The organism is Streptomyces sp. A0642 (assembly GCF_004795105.1).
Classification (GTDB): domain Bacteria; phylum Actinomycetota; class Actinomycetes; order Streptomycetales; family Streptomycetaceae; genus Streptomyces.
Genome location: NZ_SSBL01000038.1, coordinates 38,535 through 55,053, shown reverse-complemented (window position 1 = coordinate 55,053; position 16,519 = coordinate 38,535). Strand labels below are relative to the sequence as shown.

Below are 16,519 nucleotides of genomic sequence, written 5' to 3'. Positions count from 1 at the left end.
CCAGCGGGTGGACGATCGCGTTGAGGGCGGCGAGGCGCTCGCTGTCGGCGAAGACGACCGACCCGAGCTTCGGGCGGTCCAGGGTCCCCTCGGCGGTGAGGATGCCGCTGCCGAACTCCTCGACGACGGCGTCGAGCCCGGGGGTGCCGGGCTCGACGACCTCGCGTGCGATCCGGTCGGCGTCGATCAGGACGGCTCCGTATCCGGCGAGCATCCGGGAGACTTCGCTCTTGCCGGCTCCGATACCACCGGTCAGGCCCACTTTCAGCATGGGCGGCAGCCTAGTGCGGATCCGGCCGGGGTCAGCCGTCGCCCTCGCGCTCGGCCAGGAACCGCTCGAATTCCAGACCGATCTCGTCGGCGGACGGCAGGTCCACCGGCTCGGCGACCAGATTGCCGCGCGTCTCGGAACCGGCGACCGCGTCGTACTGGTGCTCCAGGCCCTCGACGAGCGAGACGAGCTCCTCGTCGCCCTGCCCGATCTGGCGTTCGATCTCCGTCTGGGTGCGGTGCGCCTCGGTGCGAAGCGAGTGCGCGACGGTCGGCAGGACGAGTCCGGTCGCGGCCGTGATCGACTCCAGCGCCGTGAGCGCGGCGTCGGGATAGGCGGAGCGGGCGACGTAGTGCGGGACGTGCGCGGCGACGCCGAGGACGTCGCGTCCGGCCTCCATCAGCCGGTACTCCACGAGGGCCGCGGCGGAACCGGGCACCTGGGCCTCGTCGAAGGGGCTGCGGTGGCCGGGCATGAGGTCGGTGCGGTTGCCGTGCGGCGTGACGCCGACCGGGCGCGTATGCGGGACGCCCATGGGGATGCCGTGGGCGGTGACCGCGAGACGGACGCCGAGCCGCTCGACGATCTGCTCGACGGCGGCGGCGAACCGCTCCCACTCCACGTCGGGCTCGGGGCCGGACAGCAGGAGGAACGGCGCCCCGGTCGCGTCCTGGACCACCCGGACGTCCAGCGTCGGGGTCTCGTACGCCGCCCAGCGGTCCCGCTTGAACGTCAGCAGCGGACGCCGTGCGCGGTAGTCGACGAGGCGGTCGTGGTCGAAACGGGCCACGACCTGATGGGGCAGCGATTCGAGCAGCCCGTCGACGATCTGCTCACCGGTCTCACCCGCGTCGATGTATCCCTCGAAGTGGTAGAGCATGACCAGGCCGGCCGACTCCTGGGCGAGCGCCATGTCGACGACAGCCAGGCCCTTCGGCTCCCATTCGTACAAACTCTGCGGATCAGGCACGGTTACCGCTCCTCCTTGTGTTCCTGAAGAAGAACGTCCCGGGGGGCACGGGCATTCCCGCGCGTGCCCCTTCCCATGGTGTTTACCCAAGTACCCGCGTGTGCAGTGCCGTCACGGCCTTCCGTGCGGAAGTGAACGCTCCGTGCTGCCAGGCGTCGGCGTAGCTCAGGTGGTCGCCGGCGAAGTAGACCCGTCCCGCCGCCCGGTTGAGCGGTGCGAAGACCGGTGCGTCGGGGCCGCCCGCCAGGGAGTGCCAGGACGCTTCCAGGTACGGGGTCTGGCGCCAGTGGTGGGAGAACGAGGCGGCCAGTTCCGTGCGGTACTTCTCCCCGTGGATCTTCACGCCCTGCGCCACGGCCCGCGCCTCGCGTTCGCGCGGGGTGAGGGCGGCGTACGCGTCGGCGTTGGAGCCGGTGTTGTAGTACCCGATGAGGGTGCCCCGGCGGCCCTGGTGCCCGTAGGACGGGTACCAGATGTGGGCCAGGTCCATGTCCGTCTCGGTGATGCCTCCGTAGATCCGGTGGTCGCTCTCCCACCAGCGGCTCCGGTACTCCAGCCCGATCTTGCCGGCCGAGGACGGCTTGCAGGCCTCCAGCGCGGTCTGGACGGCGGGGCCCAGGTTGTGGGCGGTCTTGGCGAGGATGTTGGGCGGCAGGGCCGCGACGCAGTAGTCCGCCTCGATGCGGTGCGTGCGGCCGGACCGGGTGTAGGTGACGGTGACGCCGTGGGCGGTGTCGGTGATCTCGGTGACGGCAGCGCCCGTGCGGATCCTGCGCTCCCCTATCGCCCGGGTGAGCGCGGCGGGTATCCGGTCCATGCCGCCGACCGGCTGGAACATCAGCATCGCCTGGTCGTACTCGAACTCGAAGGCGAAGTAGCGCCCGACGCCGCTGGCGAAGACCTCGGACGCGGAGGGGACGGACCCGAGCTCCTCCCCGGGGGTTCCGGCGGCCGCGGGATCGACGCGGTATCCGCGGCGGGGACTCCCGGTGTAGTCGAGGGCATCTCCGATGTCGCCGAAGTCCTTGAGGAAGTCGAGGAGCCGCTCCTGGTCGTCGGCGGTGATCTGCCGGTCGAGCGCGCCCTTGTCGGTGGCTTTGGAGAGGAGTTCGGCCACATAGCCGTACACGTCGGCCTTGGCGGTGCGGTAGCGCACCGGAGCCTTCATGCCCGCCTTCTCGTTGTAGAGATAGGCGTTGGCGTTCACGTTGGTGAACACCTCGATGGGAACGCCGAGTTCACGGCAGTAGTCGAGGGTGACCATCCACTGCGGAATCCTGCCGGGTCCGGCGTTCATGTACTGCCCGTCGGAGAACTGGGCGGTCTGGCTGACGCCGTGGATGTCGGTGGTGGAGTCCCCGCCGCGCACGGTGAAGTTGCGGCCGCCCGTGCGGCCGCGGGCCTCCAGGACCGTACAGTCGTAGCCCGCCTTGCCGAGCTCGTAGGCGGTGGCGAGGCCGGCGATGCCGCCTCCCACGACGACCACCTTGGCGGCAGCCCTTCCCGTCAGGTGGAAGTCGCCGCTGCTGGGTGCGCGGAAGGCGGGTTCACGGGCTGCGGCCTGGGCGGTGGGGGCGAGGCCGAGTGCTCCCATGGTGGCGAACATCGCGCCCGCACCGCCGGAGAGCCCGACGTGACGAAGGAAGGTACGGCGGCTCGCGCCCGGTGTCGCGGGCGAGTGGTGCGGAGCGTGCGTCATGTCCCGGTCCCTTCGGATCTTGAGGTTGCCGGGATCCTGACAAGGGTGTGTTACCGGCCGTCAGCTGTTCGTGTATCCCACACGTTTCCCTGTGTTCACCTCGCCCGGAGCCCCAGGACATTGGTCCAGACCTTGACATGCCCACACCCCATCCCTACCGTCACTGGGCAGCACGTTCAGGCACTCGCCCCACATTCATGTACGAGAACGTCCTGAACCCTTCAACGGGAAGGCACCCCATGCGCACCCGCACCCTGCTCCCCGCCCTGCTGACCACCGTCCTCGCCACCGGCACCCTCACTCTCGCCTCGGCCGGCACGGCAGGGGCCGCGACGGTCATCGAGGTGAGCACCGCCGCGCAGCTCAAGTCGGCGCTGACCAGCGTCACCCCCGGCGGGACGATCCACCTCGCGGACGGCACGTACACCGGGAACTTCAAGGCGCTCGTCCCCGGCACGGCCTCCGCGCACATCACCCTGACCGGCTCCGCGGCGGCGGTGCTCACGGCCGGCGGTGGCTACGGACTGCACCTCAACGGCGCCTCGTACTGGACGGTGCAGGGCATCACCGTCGCGGGCGGCCAGAAGGGCATCGTGGCCGACGGAGCCCACGGCGTGATCATCGATGCGGTGACGGTACACGACCTGGACATGGAGGGGGTCCACTTCCGTACGTCCAGCAGCGACGGCATCATCCGGAACTCCCGGATCTACGACACCGGTCACGACGGCCGCGGCATGGGCGAGGGTGTCTACGTCGGCACGGCGGGCGACCTGTCGGACCGGAGCGACCGGGTGCAGATCCTGAACAACACCATCGGGCCCGGTGTCGGCGGCGAGAACGTCGACATCAAGGAGGGCACCACGGGAGCGCGCATCGTCGGGAACACCTTCGACGGCAGCGGGCTGACCGGTGCCAACTACGACGACTCCTGGGTCGACGTGAAGGGCAACGACGTCCTGGTCCAGGGCAACCACGGCTCCCGCACGACCGCCAACGGCTACGAGACGCACACCCAGCAGAGCGGCTGGGGCTGCGGGACCGTCTTCAGGGACAACGTGTCGGACCTGTCCGGTGCGACGGGCGACAAACGGCTCGCGGTCAACGTCACGAACTACGGCACGAGCTGTCCCACGACGGTTCATGCGAGCAACACCGTGACCGGCGGCTACGGCCTGACCAACATCGCCGTCACCCCGTAGGAGCGGCGCGTCGCACACACGCGTGAGGCCCGCCCCCCGAAGGGAGCGGGCCTCACCGTCATCTACTCAACGCAGCCGATGACCGGCCGGGAGGTCGGAGCGTCAGCTCTGGCCGCCCGCCAGCTTCTCGCGCAGGGCAGCCAGGGCCTCGTCCGACGCCAGGGCGCCGGAGTTGTCCGCGGACTCCGAGGAGTACGAACCGCCGCCACCGCTGCCGCCCGAGGCAGCCGGAGCGCTGCCGGCCGGGGCGGCAGCGCCCTCGGCAGCAGCGGCCTCGTCGGCCTCGCGGGACTTGATGACCTGGGCCTGGTGCTGCTCGAAGCGCTGCTGCGCCTCGGCGTACTGGGTCTCCCAGACCTCGCGCTGAGCCTCGAAGCCCTCGAGCCAGTCGTTGGTCTCGGGGTCGAAGCCCTCGGGGTAGATGTAGTTGCCCTGGTCGTCGTACGACGCGGCCATGCCGTACAGCGTCGGGTCGAACTCGACCGAGGCCGGGTCGCCACCGAAGGACTCGTTGGCCTGCTTCAGCGAGAGGCTGATGCGACGACGCTCGAGGTCGATGTCGATGACCTTGACGAAGATCTCGTCGTTGACCTGGACGACCTGCTCCGGGATCTCCACGTGGCGCTCGGCCAGCTCGGAGATGTGGACCAGGCCCTCGATGCCCTCGTCGACGCGCACGAACGCACCGAACGGAACGAGCTTGGTGACCTTACCGGGAACAACCTGCCCGATCTGGTGCGTACGGGCGAACTGCTGCCACGGGTCTTCCTGCGTCGCCTTGAGCGACAGGGACACGCGCTCGCGGTCCATGTCCACGTCGAGAACCTCGACGGTGACTTCCTGGCCGACCTCGACAACCTCGGAGGGGTGGTCGATGTGCTTCCAGGACAGCTCGGAGACGTGCACGAGACCGTCGACGCCACCCAGGTCCACGAAGGCACCGAAGTTGACGATCGAGGAGACGACGCCGGAGCGGACCTGACCCTTCTGGAGGGTCGTGAGGAACGTCTGGCGGACCTCGGACTGGGTCTGCTCGAGCCAGGCACGGCGGGACAGGACCACGTTGTTGCGGTTCTTGTCCAGCTCGATGATCTTGGCTTCGAGCTCCTTGCCCACGTACGGCTGGAGGTCGCGGACGCGGCGCATCTCGACGAGCGACGCCGGCAGGAAGCCACGGAGGCCGATGTCGAGGATGAGACCACCCTTGACGACCTCGATGACGGTACCGGTGACGATGCCGTCTTCTTCCTTGATCTTCTCGATGGTGCCCCAGGCACGCTCGTACTGAGCGCGCTTCTTCGAGAGGATCAGGCGGCCTTCCTTGTCCTCCTTCTGGAGAACCAGGGCCTCGATCTCGTCGCCGACCTTGACGACCTCGTTCGGGTCGACGTCGTGCTTGATCGAGAGCTCGCGGCTCGGGATGACGCCTTCGGTCTTGTAACCGATGTCGAGGAGAACCTCGTCCCGGTCAACCTTGACGATGACACCGTCAACGATGTCGCCGTCGTTGAAGTACTTGATCGTCTCGTCGATCGCCGCGAGGAACGCGTCCGCGTCGCCGATGTCGTTGACCGCAACCTGCGGAGTGGTGGCGGTGGTCTCGGTGCTGCTCGTCATGTGGGAAAGGGCTCCGGTACGGACAGTGAGTCGAAGTTACTGCTACGCCGAGAGCCCGTATCGCCTCTGCAGAAGCCGGACAGCCTGGGAAGCGCCGATCCCGTGAGCCGGGAGGCGCCTCTCGTGAACCGAGGGACATACCTACAGATGCGAGCGCGGCCTGCTAGGTCTGAGGCGCGCAGGCTCGCAGCGCAACTTGTAGCATACGGGGGCAGCAGGGCACGGTCAATGCGCGAAGGCGCACACCAAGGGCGGAACGACCCATACCCGGCACAACTCGGGTTCACCGAGGCCACATCGGCCCCGCAGATGTTCCGGACACACGGGTTCCGTACGCACAGGCCCCCCTGGTACGTACCGCGTACGACGGGGTGAAGGCAAACTACAACGACGGACACGATGAGCCAAGAGATCTACGCGGGCGAACCCGAAGCGACACGCCGCAGCGCCGGTGAGGCCGAGAGCAGCCGGGCCAGCCGCGGCTGGTGGGACCGCAACGCGGACGAGTACCAGAACGACCACGGCGGCTTCCTGGGCGACGACCGTTTCGTCTGGGGCCCCGAGGGGCTCGACGAGGCCGAGGCCGGCCTGCTCGGCCCCGCGGAGTCGCTGAAGGGCCTGGACGTCCTGGAGATCGGTGCGGGCGCCGCGCAGTGTTCGCGCTGGCTGGCCGCGCAGGGGGCCCGGCCGGTCGCCCTCGACCTCTCCCACCGCCAGCTCCAGCACGCCCTGCGGATCGGCGAGGGCATCCCTCTCGTCGAGGCGGACGCCGGGGTGCTGCCGTTCCGGGACGGCTCCTTCGACCTGGCCTGCTCCGCCTACGGCGCGGTGCCGTTCGTCGCCGACCCGGTCCAGGTGTTCCGCGAGGTCCACCGGGTGCTGCGGCCCGGCGGCCGCTGGGTCTTCTCCGTCACGCATCCGGTCCGGTGGGCGTTTCCCGACGAACCGGGGCCCGAGGGCCTGTCCGTCGCCGCGTCGTACTTCGACCGCACCCCCTACGTCGAGCAGGACGAGCGCGGCGAAGCGGTGTACGTCGAACACCACCGGACGCTCGGCGACCGGGTGCGGGACGTGGTGGCGGGCGGCTTCCGCCTGACCGACCTGGTCGAGCCGGAGTGGCCGGCGTGGAACAACCAGGAGTGGGGCGGCTGGTCGCCCCTGCGCGGCAACCTGATCCCGGGCACGGCGATCTTCGTCTGCGTACGGGACTGAGACACCCGCCGGTGCGTACGGCGGGGCCCCGCCGTACGAGACTGGGGGCGTGATCCATACCGACGCACTGGACCAGCTGCCCGTCCGCACCGCCGTGCCCGCGCTGCGGCGGGCGCTCGACGACCGCGGCGTCGCGGTGCTCTGCGCGCCTCCCGGCACCGGCAAGACGACCCTCGTCCCCCTGGTCCTGGCCGGGCTGACCGGCGACGGCCCGGTGCGCCGGGTCGTGGTCGCCGAACCCCGGCGGATCGCCGCCCGGGCCGCGGCCCGCCGCATGGCGTGGCTGCTCGGCGAGCGGGCCGGCGAACGGGTCGGGTTCAGCGTGCGCGGGGAGCGGCTGGTGGGGCCGGACACCGTGGTGGAGGTCGTCACCACCGGGGTGCTGCTCCAGCGGCTCCAGCGTGACCAGGAGCTCGCGGGCGTCGACGCGGTGATCATCGACGAGTGTCATGAGCGCCATCTGGACGCCGACACGGTGGCCGCGTTCCTGCTGGACGTGCGGGAGGCGATCCGCCCCGATCTCCGGCTGGTCGCCGCGTCGGCGACCACCGACGCGCAGGGCTGGGCACGGCTGCTCGGCGACGCTCCGGTGATCGAGGCCGAGGGTGTGTCGTACCCAGTGGAGGTGGTGTGGGCCCCGCCGCTGCGGCCGGTGCGGCCGCCGCACGGGATGCGGGTCGATCCGGCGCTGCTGACCCACGTCGCCTCCGTGGTGCGCCGGGCACTGGCCGAGCGGGACGGCGACGTGCTGTGCTTCCTGCCCGGTGTCGGCGAGATCAGCAGGGTGGCCGGGCAGTTGTCCGGGGTGGCCGCGGAGGTGCTCCAGGTGCACGGGCGGGCCCCGGCGTCGGTGCAGGACGCGGTGCTGGCCGGCTCGTCCGGAGGGCGGCGGGTGGTGCTGGCGACGTCGGTGGCGGAGTCCTCGCTGACCGTTCCGGGGGTGCGGACCGTCGTCGACTCGGGGCTGGCCCGGGAGCCGCGCACCGACCATGCGCGGGGCCTGAGCGCGCTGACGACGGTCCGGGCCTCGCAGGCGGCGGGCCGTCAGCGGGCGGGCCGGGCCGGCCGCGAGGCCCCGGGGACCGTCTACCGCTGCTGGGAGGAGGCGGAGGACGGGCGCCTGTCCCGGTTCCCCTCCCCCGAGATCAAGGTGGCCGATCTGGCGGCGTTCGCCCTCCAGGCGGCCTGCTGGGGCGATCCGGACGCCGCGGGGCTCGCGCTGCTGGACCCGCCGCCGGCCGGGGCGATGGCGGCGGCCCGGGAGGTGCTGACGGCGGTCGGCGCGGTGGAGGCGGACGGCCGGGTGACCGACCGCGGGGTGCGGATGTCCCGGCTCGGGCTGCACCCCCGCCTGGCGAGGGCGCTGCTGGACGGGGCGGCCGAGGTGGGCGGCCGGCGGGCCGCGGAGGTCGTGGCGCTGCTCAGCGAGGAGCCGCCCCGGGAGTACGGCGACGACCTGGCCGCCGCGTTGCGTACCGCACGCCTGGGCAAGGACGCCTACGCGGCCCGCTGGCGCCAGGAGGTGCGGCGGCTGTCCTCCTCCTTCAAGGGCGCCGGGGCCGGCGGGTCCGGTCCGGACGACGCCGCCGTCGGCCTGGTCGCGGCCCTGGCCTTTCCCGAGCGGGTGGCGCGGGCCCGGGGCGAGGGGACGTTCCTGATGGCGTCCGGCACCGGAGCGGAGCTGCGGGACGGCTCCCGGCTGCGCAGTGCGCCGTGGCTGGCCGTCGCGGTCGCCGACCGTCCCGCGCACGCCGCGTCGGCGCAGGTGCGGCTGGCGGCGGTGATCGACGAGGAAACGGCACGCGTGGCGGCCGGGCATCTGCGGTTCGCGGGCGAGGAGGTCCGCTGGGACGGGCGGGACGTGGTGGCCCGCCGGGTGGAGCGCCTGGGCGCCGTCGAGCTGGTGGCGCGCCCGCTGAAGAAGGCGGATCCCGCGCTGGTCCGCGAGGCCCTGGTGGAGGGGCTGCGGCGGGAGGGCCTCGGGCTGCTGCGCTGGAGCCGGGACACGGGGCAGCTGCGCGAGCGGCTGGCGTTTCTCCACCGGGAGCTCGGCGAACCGTGGCCGGACGTCTCGGACGAGGCGCTCCTGGACCGTACCGAGCAGTGGCTGGAGCCCGAGCTGTCACGGGCCCGCCGCCGCACGGACCTGGCCGGGATCGACGCCGGGCAGGCGCTGCGCCGGCTGCTGCCGTGGGCGACCGGTGAGGCGGCCAGGCTGGACGAGCTCGCCCCGGAGCGGATCGAGGTGCCGAGCGGTTCCCGGATCAGGGTGGAGTACGCAGGGCCCCAGCCCGTGCTCGCGGTGAAGCTCCAGGAGCTGTTAGGCCTCCAGGAGACCCCGCGGGTGGCCGGTGTGCCGGTCCTGGTGCATCTGCTCTCGCCCGCGGGGCGGCCCGCGGCGGTGACGGCGGACCTGGCGTCGTTCTGGAGCGACGGCTACAAGGCGGTGCGGGCGGAGCTGCGCGGCCGCTACCCGAGGCATCCGTGGCCGGAGGATCCGACGACGGTGGAGGCGACCCGGTTCACGAAGGCGCGGCTCAGGCGGGAGTAGGGGCGGGGGCCGACTCCTCCCGCCCGGGGGTCTGCGCCTCGTCCGGCCGCCGGGAACGGGCCTCCAGCCACAGCGAGAGCGCCAGCAGCCCGCCGCCCAGGGTGAGGAAGCCCCAGGGCAGGTAGGAGGTCAGCAGCAGGACGAGGACCCGCTGGGACCTGACCAGGTCGACGATGGAGACGATGTAGTCCTCGCGCATCTTCACGTGCCCGGCGAACACGGTGACGGTGTCCTGGGCCATGCCCATCGCCTTCGCGTTCCGCAGCTCCTCCTTGTGGACCTCCTCGCCGTTGACCGGGGCTCCGGTGACGGGGTCGACCCAGAACATCCGCTTGGTGGTGTACCAGCGGGTCACGCCCGTGCTGGCGATCTGCCCGGCGGTGATGCCCTTGATCGGCATCGTCTTGGGCATGGGCACCTTGGTCCAGGGGACGGTCTGCTCGAAGTAGTAGACGTCCATGCCCCGGAAATCGCGCGTGCCCTTGTAGTGGATGGGCGAGCTGGTGCGGGTCTGGGCGTCGAAGTACTCGTAGTCGCGCTTCTCCGTGAGGAAGGGCCACTTGAACTCGATGCCTTCGCGGCTCACCGGATCGCCGTCGACCATTTCGCCGGTGGCGTGGACCGGGTCCTGGCTGTGCGCGTCGAAGATGTACCGCTCGGGGATCTTGGAGACCATCTTGCCGTCGGGCCCCTGGACGTAGGACAGGGCGTCCCACACGACGACGTCGCGGCCGGCGCTGCGCTCGATCTTCTCGGACTCCTCCACGTTGCCCCTGAGGGTCTGCACGATGGTGATCCTGTCGACCTTCTCGGCCTTGAGGGTGCTGTAGTCGAGCAGCGTCGCCGGCCGCGCCTCCAGCACGGTCTCCTGGTACTGGTTCGGCGGGATCTTCGCCAGCCGCGGGAAGGCGTACCAGCGCACCAACGGTGACAGTGCGGCGAAGAAGACGGCGAGGGCCAGGAGTACGAGGCTGGCTCGGCGGCGCATGGGTGTCCTCCCTCTGCATTCCGTGGTGCGGACGGCTGGTGCCCCTCCCGGCGGGCCGCGCCGGTCACGGCACTAGTTCTTCGGACCCGGGACCGTGGTCAGCAGGGGTTTGGGCGAGGTCTCGCCCGGGGGAGCGCCGATCGCGCTGATGGTGAGGACGAGGGCGAGGGCGGCGGCCAGTCCGATGGCGGCGGCGACCAGGGCACGCATATGCGGCCTCCCGTGGGCTCACAACTGATGGGTCGTCAGGACTGGGGCACCGTAGCAACCGGGACGCGAGATGAGAACACGTGGAACAGCCCCTTGGCCGGGTGCCGGCGAAGGGGCTGCTGCACGTGCTGTGCGCGGATCAGGCGGCGGGCGCCTCGACCGTGAGCCCGATGACGACGGTGGCGCCGCCCTCGGTGCTCAGGCGCAGCTTGTACGTGCCCGCGGCGCCGTCGGCGTAGATGTGCGAGAGGGTCACCTTGCCGTCGGCGTCCGTGATCAGCACGAGGGTGCGGACCGGGTTCCCCGCGTCGTCCGTGAAGTACGGGCCCTTGTCGTTCTCGGCCGGCTTCTCGTCGTCGGTGATCATGGTGGCGGTCACGGTGACCCGGCCGGCGGCCGCGCCCTTGTACGTGGCCGCGGCGGTGACGTCGGCGAACGTCTGGCCCGCCACCGCGGTCAGCTCCGCGGTTCCCGTCCGTGCGATGGCGTCGGCCTGCCGGGCGGTGACGGTCGCCGCGTAGGTGACGGCGGGCAGCGCGGTGCCGGTGGCCGTCGCGCGCACGGTGAACGCACCGGTCTTCTCGCCCGCCTTCAGCACCGGTGCGGTGACCGTGCCGTCGGCGCCGGTCACGACGGTGGCGGTGCGCTTCCCGCCGTCGAACGCGGCGTCCGTGTCACCGGTGACGGTGAAGGTCACGGACACCTTGGCGAGCGGCTTGCCGAAGTTGCTCTGCGCCCGCACCTTGACGCGCTCGGCGAAGGCGTCGCCCGCGGTGGCGGACAGTTCGCCGGTGCCCGCGTCCCGCACGGCGGCGAGAACCGGGGACGGCGTGGGCTCGGGAGTCGGGGTGGCGGGCTTCGTCGTGCCGCCCGGGCCCTTGCCCGGATCGCTGGGACCGGGGGTCGGCTTCGACGGCGGCTTGGGCGTCGGGGTCGGGGCCGGGGTTCCGGAAGGCGACGGCGAGGGCGACGGCGAGGAGGACGGGTTGCTGCCGTGGGTGCCGGACCCGGTGTCCGGACGCGTCCCGGTGCTGGACTCGGCCGGCAGGACACCGGTGCCGTCGGGCACCTCGTGGGTGCCGTGGTTGTAGTACTCGAACCAGGTGCGGACGGTACGCAGGTACTCGTCCGAGTGGTTGTAGCTCAGGACCGCCCGGTCCAGGTCGGCGGCGAGGCCCAGATCACGCGAGCCGGCGCAGAGGTAGCGCCCGGCGGCGAGCGCCGCGTCGTAGATGTTGTTGGGGTCCTTGCGGCCGTCGGCGTTGCCGTCCTGGCCCCAGGTCGCCCACGTGGACGGGATGAACTGCATCGGGCCGACCGCCCGGTCGTGCGTCGCGTCACCGTCGTAGGCGCCGTTGTCGGTGTCCTTGATCAGGGCGAAGCCCTGGCCGTTGAGGGCGGGCCCGAGGATCGGGGAGAAGGTGGTGCCCTGCGCGTCGACGCGGCCGCCGCGGGCCTGGCCCGACTCGACCTTGCCGATCGCGGCGAGGAGCTGCCACGGGAGCCGGCACGCGGCGTCCGTGCCCGCGATGGTCTGCTGGGCCTTCTTGTACGCCGCGAGGACCGACGCCGGTATGCCCGATTCCGCACTGCCGGTGACGGGCAGATTCACGGAGGAGCCCGGCTTGTTGGGCGTGTTCAGCGGCGGCAGATCGGTGAAGTAGGGCGAGTTGCCGGACGCGGCGCCGTCGCCCGAGGGCGTCGACCCCGCCGGACCGGCGGCCGGCTGGTCGCTGTCGGACGCCACCAGAGGCGAACCGGGGCCCTGCGAGGCGGAAAGAGCGGCCACAGCGGCAGCGGCCACGGCTGCCGTGGTCGCCCCCCTGCGCAGTCGGCGACCGAATTGCGCTGCCATAACGTGTGGGCCCTCCCCCTCGTCAACTGTCCGCGCTCCCCTGCGCCTGGACTCAGGCGACCCTACGGCAACTTGTGCTCGCGGAACACAGCGGCCCTGCCGCTTCTTACCGGTTTCTCACCTTCCGGTCCGCAAGTTGTCCAGTCGGTGAAAAGTGGGTGCCGACCGCTCACGCATACTTCCCCCCATGCCGTTCACGCTCAGCCACGCCGCAGCCGTCCTCCCCGGGATCCGCCGCAACGGGACAGGGCGCGGACCGCTCCTCGCCTCGGCTCTCGTCGCCGGATCGTTCGCCCCCGACATGACGTACTACGCGGACACCGCGATCCCGGGCGCCATGGAGTTCGGCCGGGTCACCCACGCGTGGTGGGGGGTGTGCACGGTCGACGTCCTGATCACCGCGGCGACCGTGGCGTTGTGGCTGCTGCTGCGCGAACCCCTCGTGGCCCTGCTGCCGGTGGCCTGGCAGGGGCGCGTGCACACGTGGGTCCGCGGCGCCCGGCGCCCGCCGGAACGCGGACCGCTGGGGCTGCGGGACGGTGCGTGGTTCGTCGTGTCGGCCGTCATCGGGGCCGCCACCCATGTCGGCTGGGACGCCTTCACCCACCACGACCGGTGGGGTGTGCGGATGGTGCCGGTGCTCGGGCGGAACGCGGGCGGCCACCCGGTGTTCCAACTGGTGCAGTACGGGAGTTCGGCGCTGGCGCTGGCGGTGCTCGTGTGGTTCACCGTGTCGGGGCTGCGCCGGGCGGGGGCGAGGCCGGCGCCGGTGTCCGTACCGGTCCTGGACCGCCGGGCGCGGTGGTGGGCCGCCGCGTCCATCGGGCTGTGCGTGCTGCTGGGCATCGTGCACCGCTGCGCGCGCTGGTACGCGTACTTCGGGCACGTCAGCACACCGCTCGACATCATCCCGACCGCCTGCTTCGGCGCGGGCGCCGGGCTCGCCGTCGGACTCGTCCTGTACGGGGTGTGGACGCGGCTGCGGAACCGGGGCGCAGGCACACCCGCGCTCCCCGTCGCCGGTCCGGCCCGGGACACGAGCCGGACCGGCGACTGAGCACACGGCCCCTCCGGGGGCCCGGGTCAGTGGGCGGCGGACTCCCAGTCCGAGCCCACCCCGACCGACACGTCCAGCGGCGCCCGCAGTTGCACGGCCGTCGCCATCTCGTGGCGCAGGATCCTCTCCACCTGCTCCCGCTCGCCCGGGGCGATCTCCAGCACGATTTCGTCGTGGACCTGGAGCAGCATCCGCGAGGACAGCTTCGCCTCGGTCAGCGCCCGGTCGACGTGGAGCATGGCGACCTTGACGATGTCCGCGGCCGTGCCCTGGATCGGTGCGTTGAGCGCCATCCGCTCGGCCGTCTCACGGCGCTGGCGGTTGTCGCTGTTGAGGTCCGGCAGGTAGCGGCGGCGGCCGAAGATCGTCTCCGTGTAGCCGGTGGCCCTGGCCTCCTCCACCACGCGGCGCAGATAGTCGCGGACCCCGCCGAACCGCTCGAAGTAGGTGTCCATCAGGCCACGGGCCTCGCCGGCCTCGATGTTCAGCTGCTGGGACAGGCCGAACGCGGACAGCCCGTACGCCAGCCCGTAGCTCATGGCCTTGATGTTGCGGCGCATCTCCGGGTCGACCGCCGTCTTCTCGACGCCGAAGACCTGGGAGGCGACCGTGGTGTGCAGGTCCTCACCGGACGTGAACGCCTCGATCAGGCCCGCGTCCTCGGAGAGGTGGGCCATCACCCGCAGCTCGATCTGGCTGTAGTCCGCCGTCATCAGCGTCTCGAAGCCCTCGCCGACGACGAAGCCCCGGCGGATCGCCCGGCCCTCGTCCGTACGCACGGGGATGTTCTGCAGATTGGGGTCGGTGGAGGACAGCCGGCCGGTCGCCGCCACGGTCTGGTTGAACGTGGTGTGGATACGGCCGTCCGCCGCGATCGTCTTGACCAGGCCCTCGACCGTGACCCGCAGCTTCGCCTGCTCGCGGTGGCGCAGCATGATGACCGGCAGCTCGTGCTCGGTCTGCGCGGCCAGCCACGCCAGCGCGTCCGCGTCCGTGGTGTAACCCGTCTTCGTCTTCTTCGTCTTCGGCAGGCTCAGCTCCCCGAAGAGGACCTCCTGGAGCTGCTTGGGCGAACCGAGGTTGAACTCGCGGCCCACCGCGGCGTGCGCCTCCTTCACCGCCTGCTGCACGGCGCCCGCGAACTGCTGCTCCATGCCCTCCAGATGGGACCGGTCCGCCGCGATTCCGTGCCGCTCCAGCCGCGCCAGCAGGATCGACGTCGGCAGCTCCATGTCGTGCAGCAGCTCGGCGGCGCCGACCTCCTTCAGCCGCGCCGTGAACGCGTCACCGAGATCGAGGACCGCACGCGCCTGCGCCATCAGGGCATCGGCCTCGGCCTGGTCGTCCGCGCCGAACGCCAGCTGGCCGTCGGACGAGGCCGCCGGAGCCAGCTCGCGCCCCAGGTACTCCACGGCCAGGGCGTCCAGCGCGAAGGAACGCCGGCCCGGCTTGACCAGGTACGCGGCGAGCGCGGTGTCCATCGACACGCCTTCGGTCCGCCACCCGTGCTCCGGGAAGACGCGCATGACGCTCTTCGCGTTGTGCATGACCTTCGGCCGGTCCGCGTCCGCGATCCACGCGGCGAACGCCTGCTCGTCGGCCTCGTCGATCCGTGCCGGGTCGAACCAGGCGGCGGCCCCGCCTGCCGCGGCGAGCGCGATCTCGGTGACCGTGCCGCTGCCGAGCGCCCAGGTGTCGACCGTGGCGACGCCCAGCGGCTGGGCTCCGTGCTCCGCCAGCCACGGGGCGAGCTCACCCGCCCCCAGCACCGAACCGTCCAGCGCGATGCCCGCGGCGGGCGCCGGGGCCTCGTCCTCGGACCTGCCGGGATCCACCGCGAGCAGCCGCTCGCGCAGGCTCGGATTGCGGATCTCCAGCACGTCGAGCACCCCGGTGACCGCCGTGCGGTCGTACGGAGCGCGCTCCAGATCGGACGGGGTCTTCGGCAGCTCCACGTCACGGACCATCTCGGTCAGCCGCCGGTTCATCCGCACCGCGTCCAGGTGGTCGCGGAAATTCTGCCCCGCCTTGCCCTTGACCTCGTCGGCCCGCGCCACCAGCTCGTCGAACGAACCGAACTGGTTGATCCACTTCGCAGCCGTCTTCTCCCCCACGCCGGGAATGCCCGGAAGGTTGTCCGACGGGTCACCGCGCAGCGCCGCGAAGTCCGGGTACTGCTGCGGGGTGAGTCCGTACTTCTCCTCGACCTTCGCCGGGGTGAACCGCGTCAGCTCCGACACGCCCTTGGTCGGGTACAGCACCGTCACATGGTCCGTGATCAGCTGGAACGAGTCCCGGTCACCGGTGACGATCAGCACCTCGAACCCGGCAGCCTCGGCCTGCGTCGCCAGCGTCGCGATGACGTCGTCCGCCTCGAAGCCGTCGACCGCGAAACGGTCCGCGTGCATCGCGTCCAGCAGCTCACCGATCAGCTCGACCTGGCCCTTGAACTCGTCCGGCGTCTTCGAACGGTTCGCCTTGTACTCCGGGAACTCCTCCGAACGCCACGTCTTGCGCGACACGTCGAACGCCACCGCGAAATGCGTCGGCGCCTCGTCACGCAGCGTGTTCGCGAGCATCGACGCGAAGCCGTACACCGCGTTCGTCGGCTGTCCCGCCCCCGTCGTGAAATTCTCCGCAGGCAGCGCAAAGAACGCCCGGTACGCCAGGGAGTGCCCGTCCATCAGGAGCAGGCGCGGTCGGTTGTCTGCCGTCTTCTTCGATGCCGTCTCAGCCACACCCCGATCCTGCCACGTACCACTGACAATCCGGACCGGCCGCCGCCCGCCGCCACCCGGGCACCGCACGGCGGGCGCCCCGCCCCCGCCGCGTGCCAGGATCGAGGAGAAGGAAACACGCACAGCGGACCGCGCAAGGTCCGCGGCAG

12 protein-coding genes are annotated in these 16,519 nt (G+C 71.4%); 4 read left to right on the top strand and 8 right to left on the bottom strand.

Translation table 11 applies throughout. The annotated features are described in order from the left end of the window. The 3 genes from coaE to E6R60_RS34165 form a co-directional block, all read right to left on the bottom strand. Positions 1-271, bottom strand: a 271-nt coding sequence (gene coaE / locus E6R60_RS34175) for a dephospho-CoA kinase (protein WP_136330608.1), incomplete at its 3' end; no start/stop codon positions are given. A 31-nt stretch (positions 272-302) separates the two neighbouring features. After that, complete coding sequence (locus E6R60_RS34170; RefSeq protein WP_206309587.1) at positions 303-1,241, bottom strand: PAC2 family protein; 939 nt, start codon at positions 1,239-1,241, stop codon at positions 303-305. An 82-nt stretch (positions 1,242-1,323) separates the two neighbouring features. Next, on the bottom strand, positions 1,324-2,847 hold the full coding sequence (locus E6R60_RS34165) for an FAD-dependent oxidoreductase (protein ID WP_206309590.1): 1,524 nt from the start codon (positions 2,845-2,847) through the stop codon (positions 1,324-1,326). 332 nt (positions 2,848-3,179) lie between these two features. Between E6R60_RS34165 and E6R60_RS34160 the strand changes: the two genes are divergently transcribed. Beyond that, positions 3,180-4,142, top strand: coding sequence for a right-handed parallel beta-helix repeat-containing protein (locus E6R60_RS34160; RefSeq protein WP_136330606.1), 963 nt, complete (start codon positions 3,180-3,182; stop codon positions 4,140-4,142). A 102-nt stretch (positions 4,143-4,244) separates the two neighbouring features. Here E6R60_RS34160 and rpsA read toward each other — a convergent pair whose 3' ends face one another. After that, positions 4,245-5,759, bottom strand: coding sequence for a 30S ribosomal protein S1 (gene rpsA / locus E6R60_RS34155; RefSeq protein ID WP_136330605.1), 1,515 nt, complete (start codon positions 5,757-5,759; stop codon positions 4,245-4,247). Positions 5,760-6,158: 399 nt separating this feature from the next. Here rpsA and E6R60_RS34150 point away from each other — a divergent pair, with 399 nt between their 5' ends. Together E6R60_RS34150 and hrpB are read left to right on the top strand one after the other, a co-directional pair. Beyond that, on the top strand, positions 6,159-6,971 hold the full coding sequence (locus tag E6R60_RS34150; RefSeq protein ID WP_136330604.1) for a class I SAM-dependent methyltransferase: 813 nt from the start codon (positions 6,159-6,161) through the stop codon (positions 6,969-6,971). 49 nt (positions 6,972-7,020) lie between these two features. Then, on the top strand, positions 7,021-9,522 hold the full coding sequence (gene hrpB, locus E6R60_RS34145; protein ID WP_136330603.1) for an ATP-dependent helicase HrpB: 2,502 nt from the start codon (positions 7,021-7,023) through the stop codon (positions 9,520-9,522). On the opposite strand, the gene E6R60_RS34140 is transcribed toward hrpB, so the two are convergent. The 3 genes from E6R60_RS34140 to E6R60_RS34130 form a co-directional block, all read right to left on the bottom strand. Continuing rightward, positions 9,509-10,510, bottom strand: coding sequence for a DUF3068 domain-containing protein (locus E6R60_RS34140; RefSeq protein WP_136330602.1), 1,002 nt, complete (start codon positions 10,508-10,510; stop codon positions 9,509-9,511). The two genes, hrpB and E6R60_RS34140, sit on opposite strands and share 14 nt — an antisense overlap. A 72-nt stretch (positions 10,511-10,582) precedes the next feature. Then, on the bottom strand, positions 10,583-10,720 hold the full coding sequence (locus E6R60_RS34135) for an SPW_0924 family protein (RefSeq protein ID WP_136330601.1): 138 nt from the start codon (positions 10,718-10,720) through the stop codon (positions 10,583-10,585). Between the two features lie 139 nt (positions 10,721-10,859). Continuing rightward, a complete protein-coding gene (locus E6R60_RS34130) occupies positions 10,860-12,575 on the bottom strand; it encodes a lytic murein transglycosylase (protein ID WP_136330600.1) in 1,716 nt (571 codons plus the stop codon). Between the two features lie 187 nt (positions 12,576-12,762). Between E6R60_RS34130 and E6R60_RS34125 the strand changes: the two genes are divergently transcribed. Further along, positions 12,763-13,632 (top strand): DUF4184 family protein, encoded by an 870-nt coding sequence (locus tag E6R60_RS34125; RefSeq protein ID WP_136330599.1) that lies wholly within the window; start codon positions 12,763-12,765, stop codon positions 13,630-13,632. Between the two features lie 26 nt (positions 13,633-13,658). Here the strand turns inward: E6R60_RS34125 and polA are convergent, their stop codons facing one another. Further along, a complete protein-coding gene (gene polA, locus E6R60_RS34120; protein ID WP_136330598.1) occupies positions 13,659-16,370 on the bottom strand; it encodes a DNA polymerase I in 2,712 nt (903 codons plus the stop codon). Positions 16,371-16,519 lie beyond the last annotated feature (149 nt).

Coding starts and splice junctions, on each gene's coding strand:
- E6R60_RS34165 (WP_206309590.1), bottom strand. CDS start 2,847: ATGTTCGCCACCATGGGAGCACTCGGCCTCGCCCCCACCGCCCAGGCC.
- E6R60_RS34160 (WP_136330606.1), top strand. CDS start 3,180: ATGCGCACCCGCACCCTGCTCCCCGCCCTGCTGACCACCGTCCTCGCC.
- rpsA (WP_136330605.1), bottom strand. CDS start 5,759: ATGACGAGCAGCACCGAGACCACCGCCACCACTCCGCAGGTTGCGGTC.
- E6R60_RS34150 (WP_136330604.1), top strand. CDS start 6,159: ATGAGCCAAGAGATCTACGCGGGCGAACCCGAAGCGACACGCCGCAGC.
- E6R60_RS34140 (WP_136330602.1), bottom strand. CDS start 10,510: ATGCGCCGCCGAGCCAGCCTCGTACTCCTGGCCCTCGCCGTCTTCTTC.
- E6R60_RS34135 (WP_136330601.1), bottom strand. CDS start 10,720: ATGCGTGCCCTGGTCGCCGCCGCCATCGGACTGGCCGCCGCCCTCGCC.
- E6R60_RS34130 (WP_136330600.1), bottom strand. CDS start 12,575: ATGGCAGCGCAATTCGGTCGCCGACTGCGCAGGGGGGCGACCACGGCA.
- E6R60_RS34125 (WP_136330599.1), top strand. CDS start 12,763: ATGCCGTTCACGCTCAGCCACGCCGCAGCCGTCCTCCCCGGGATCCGC.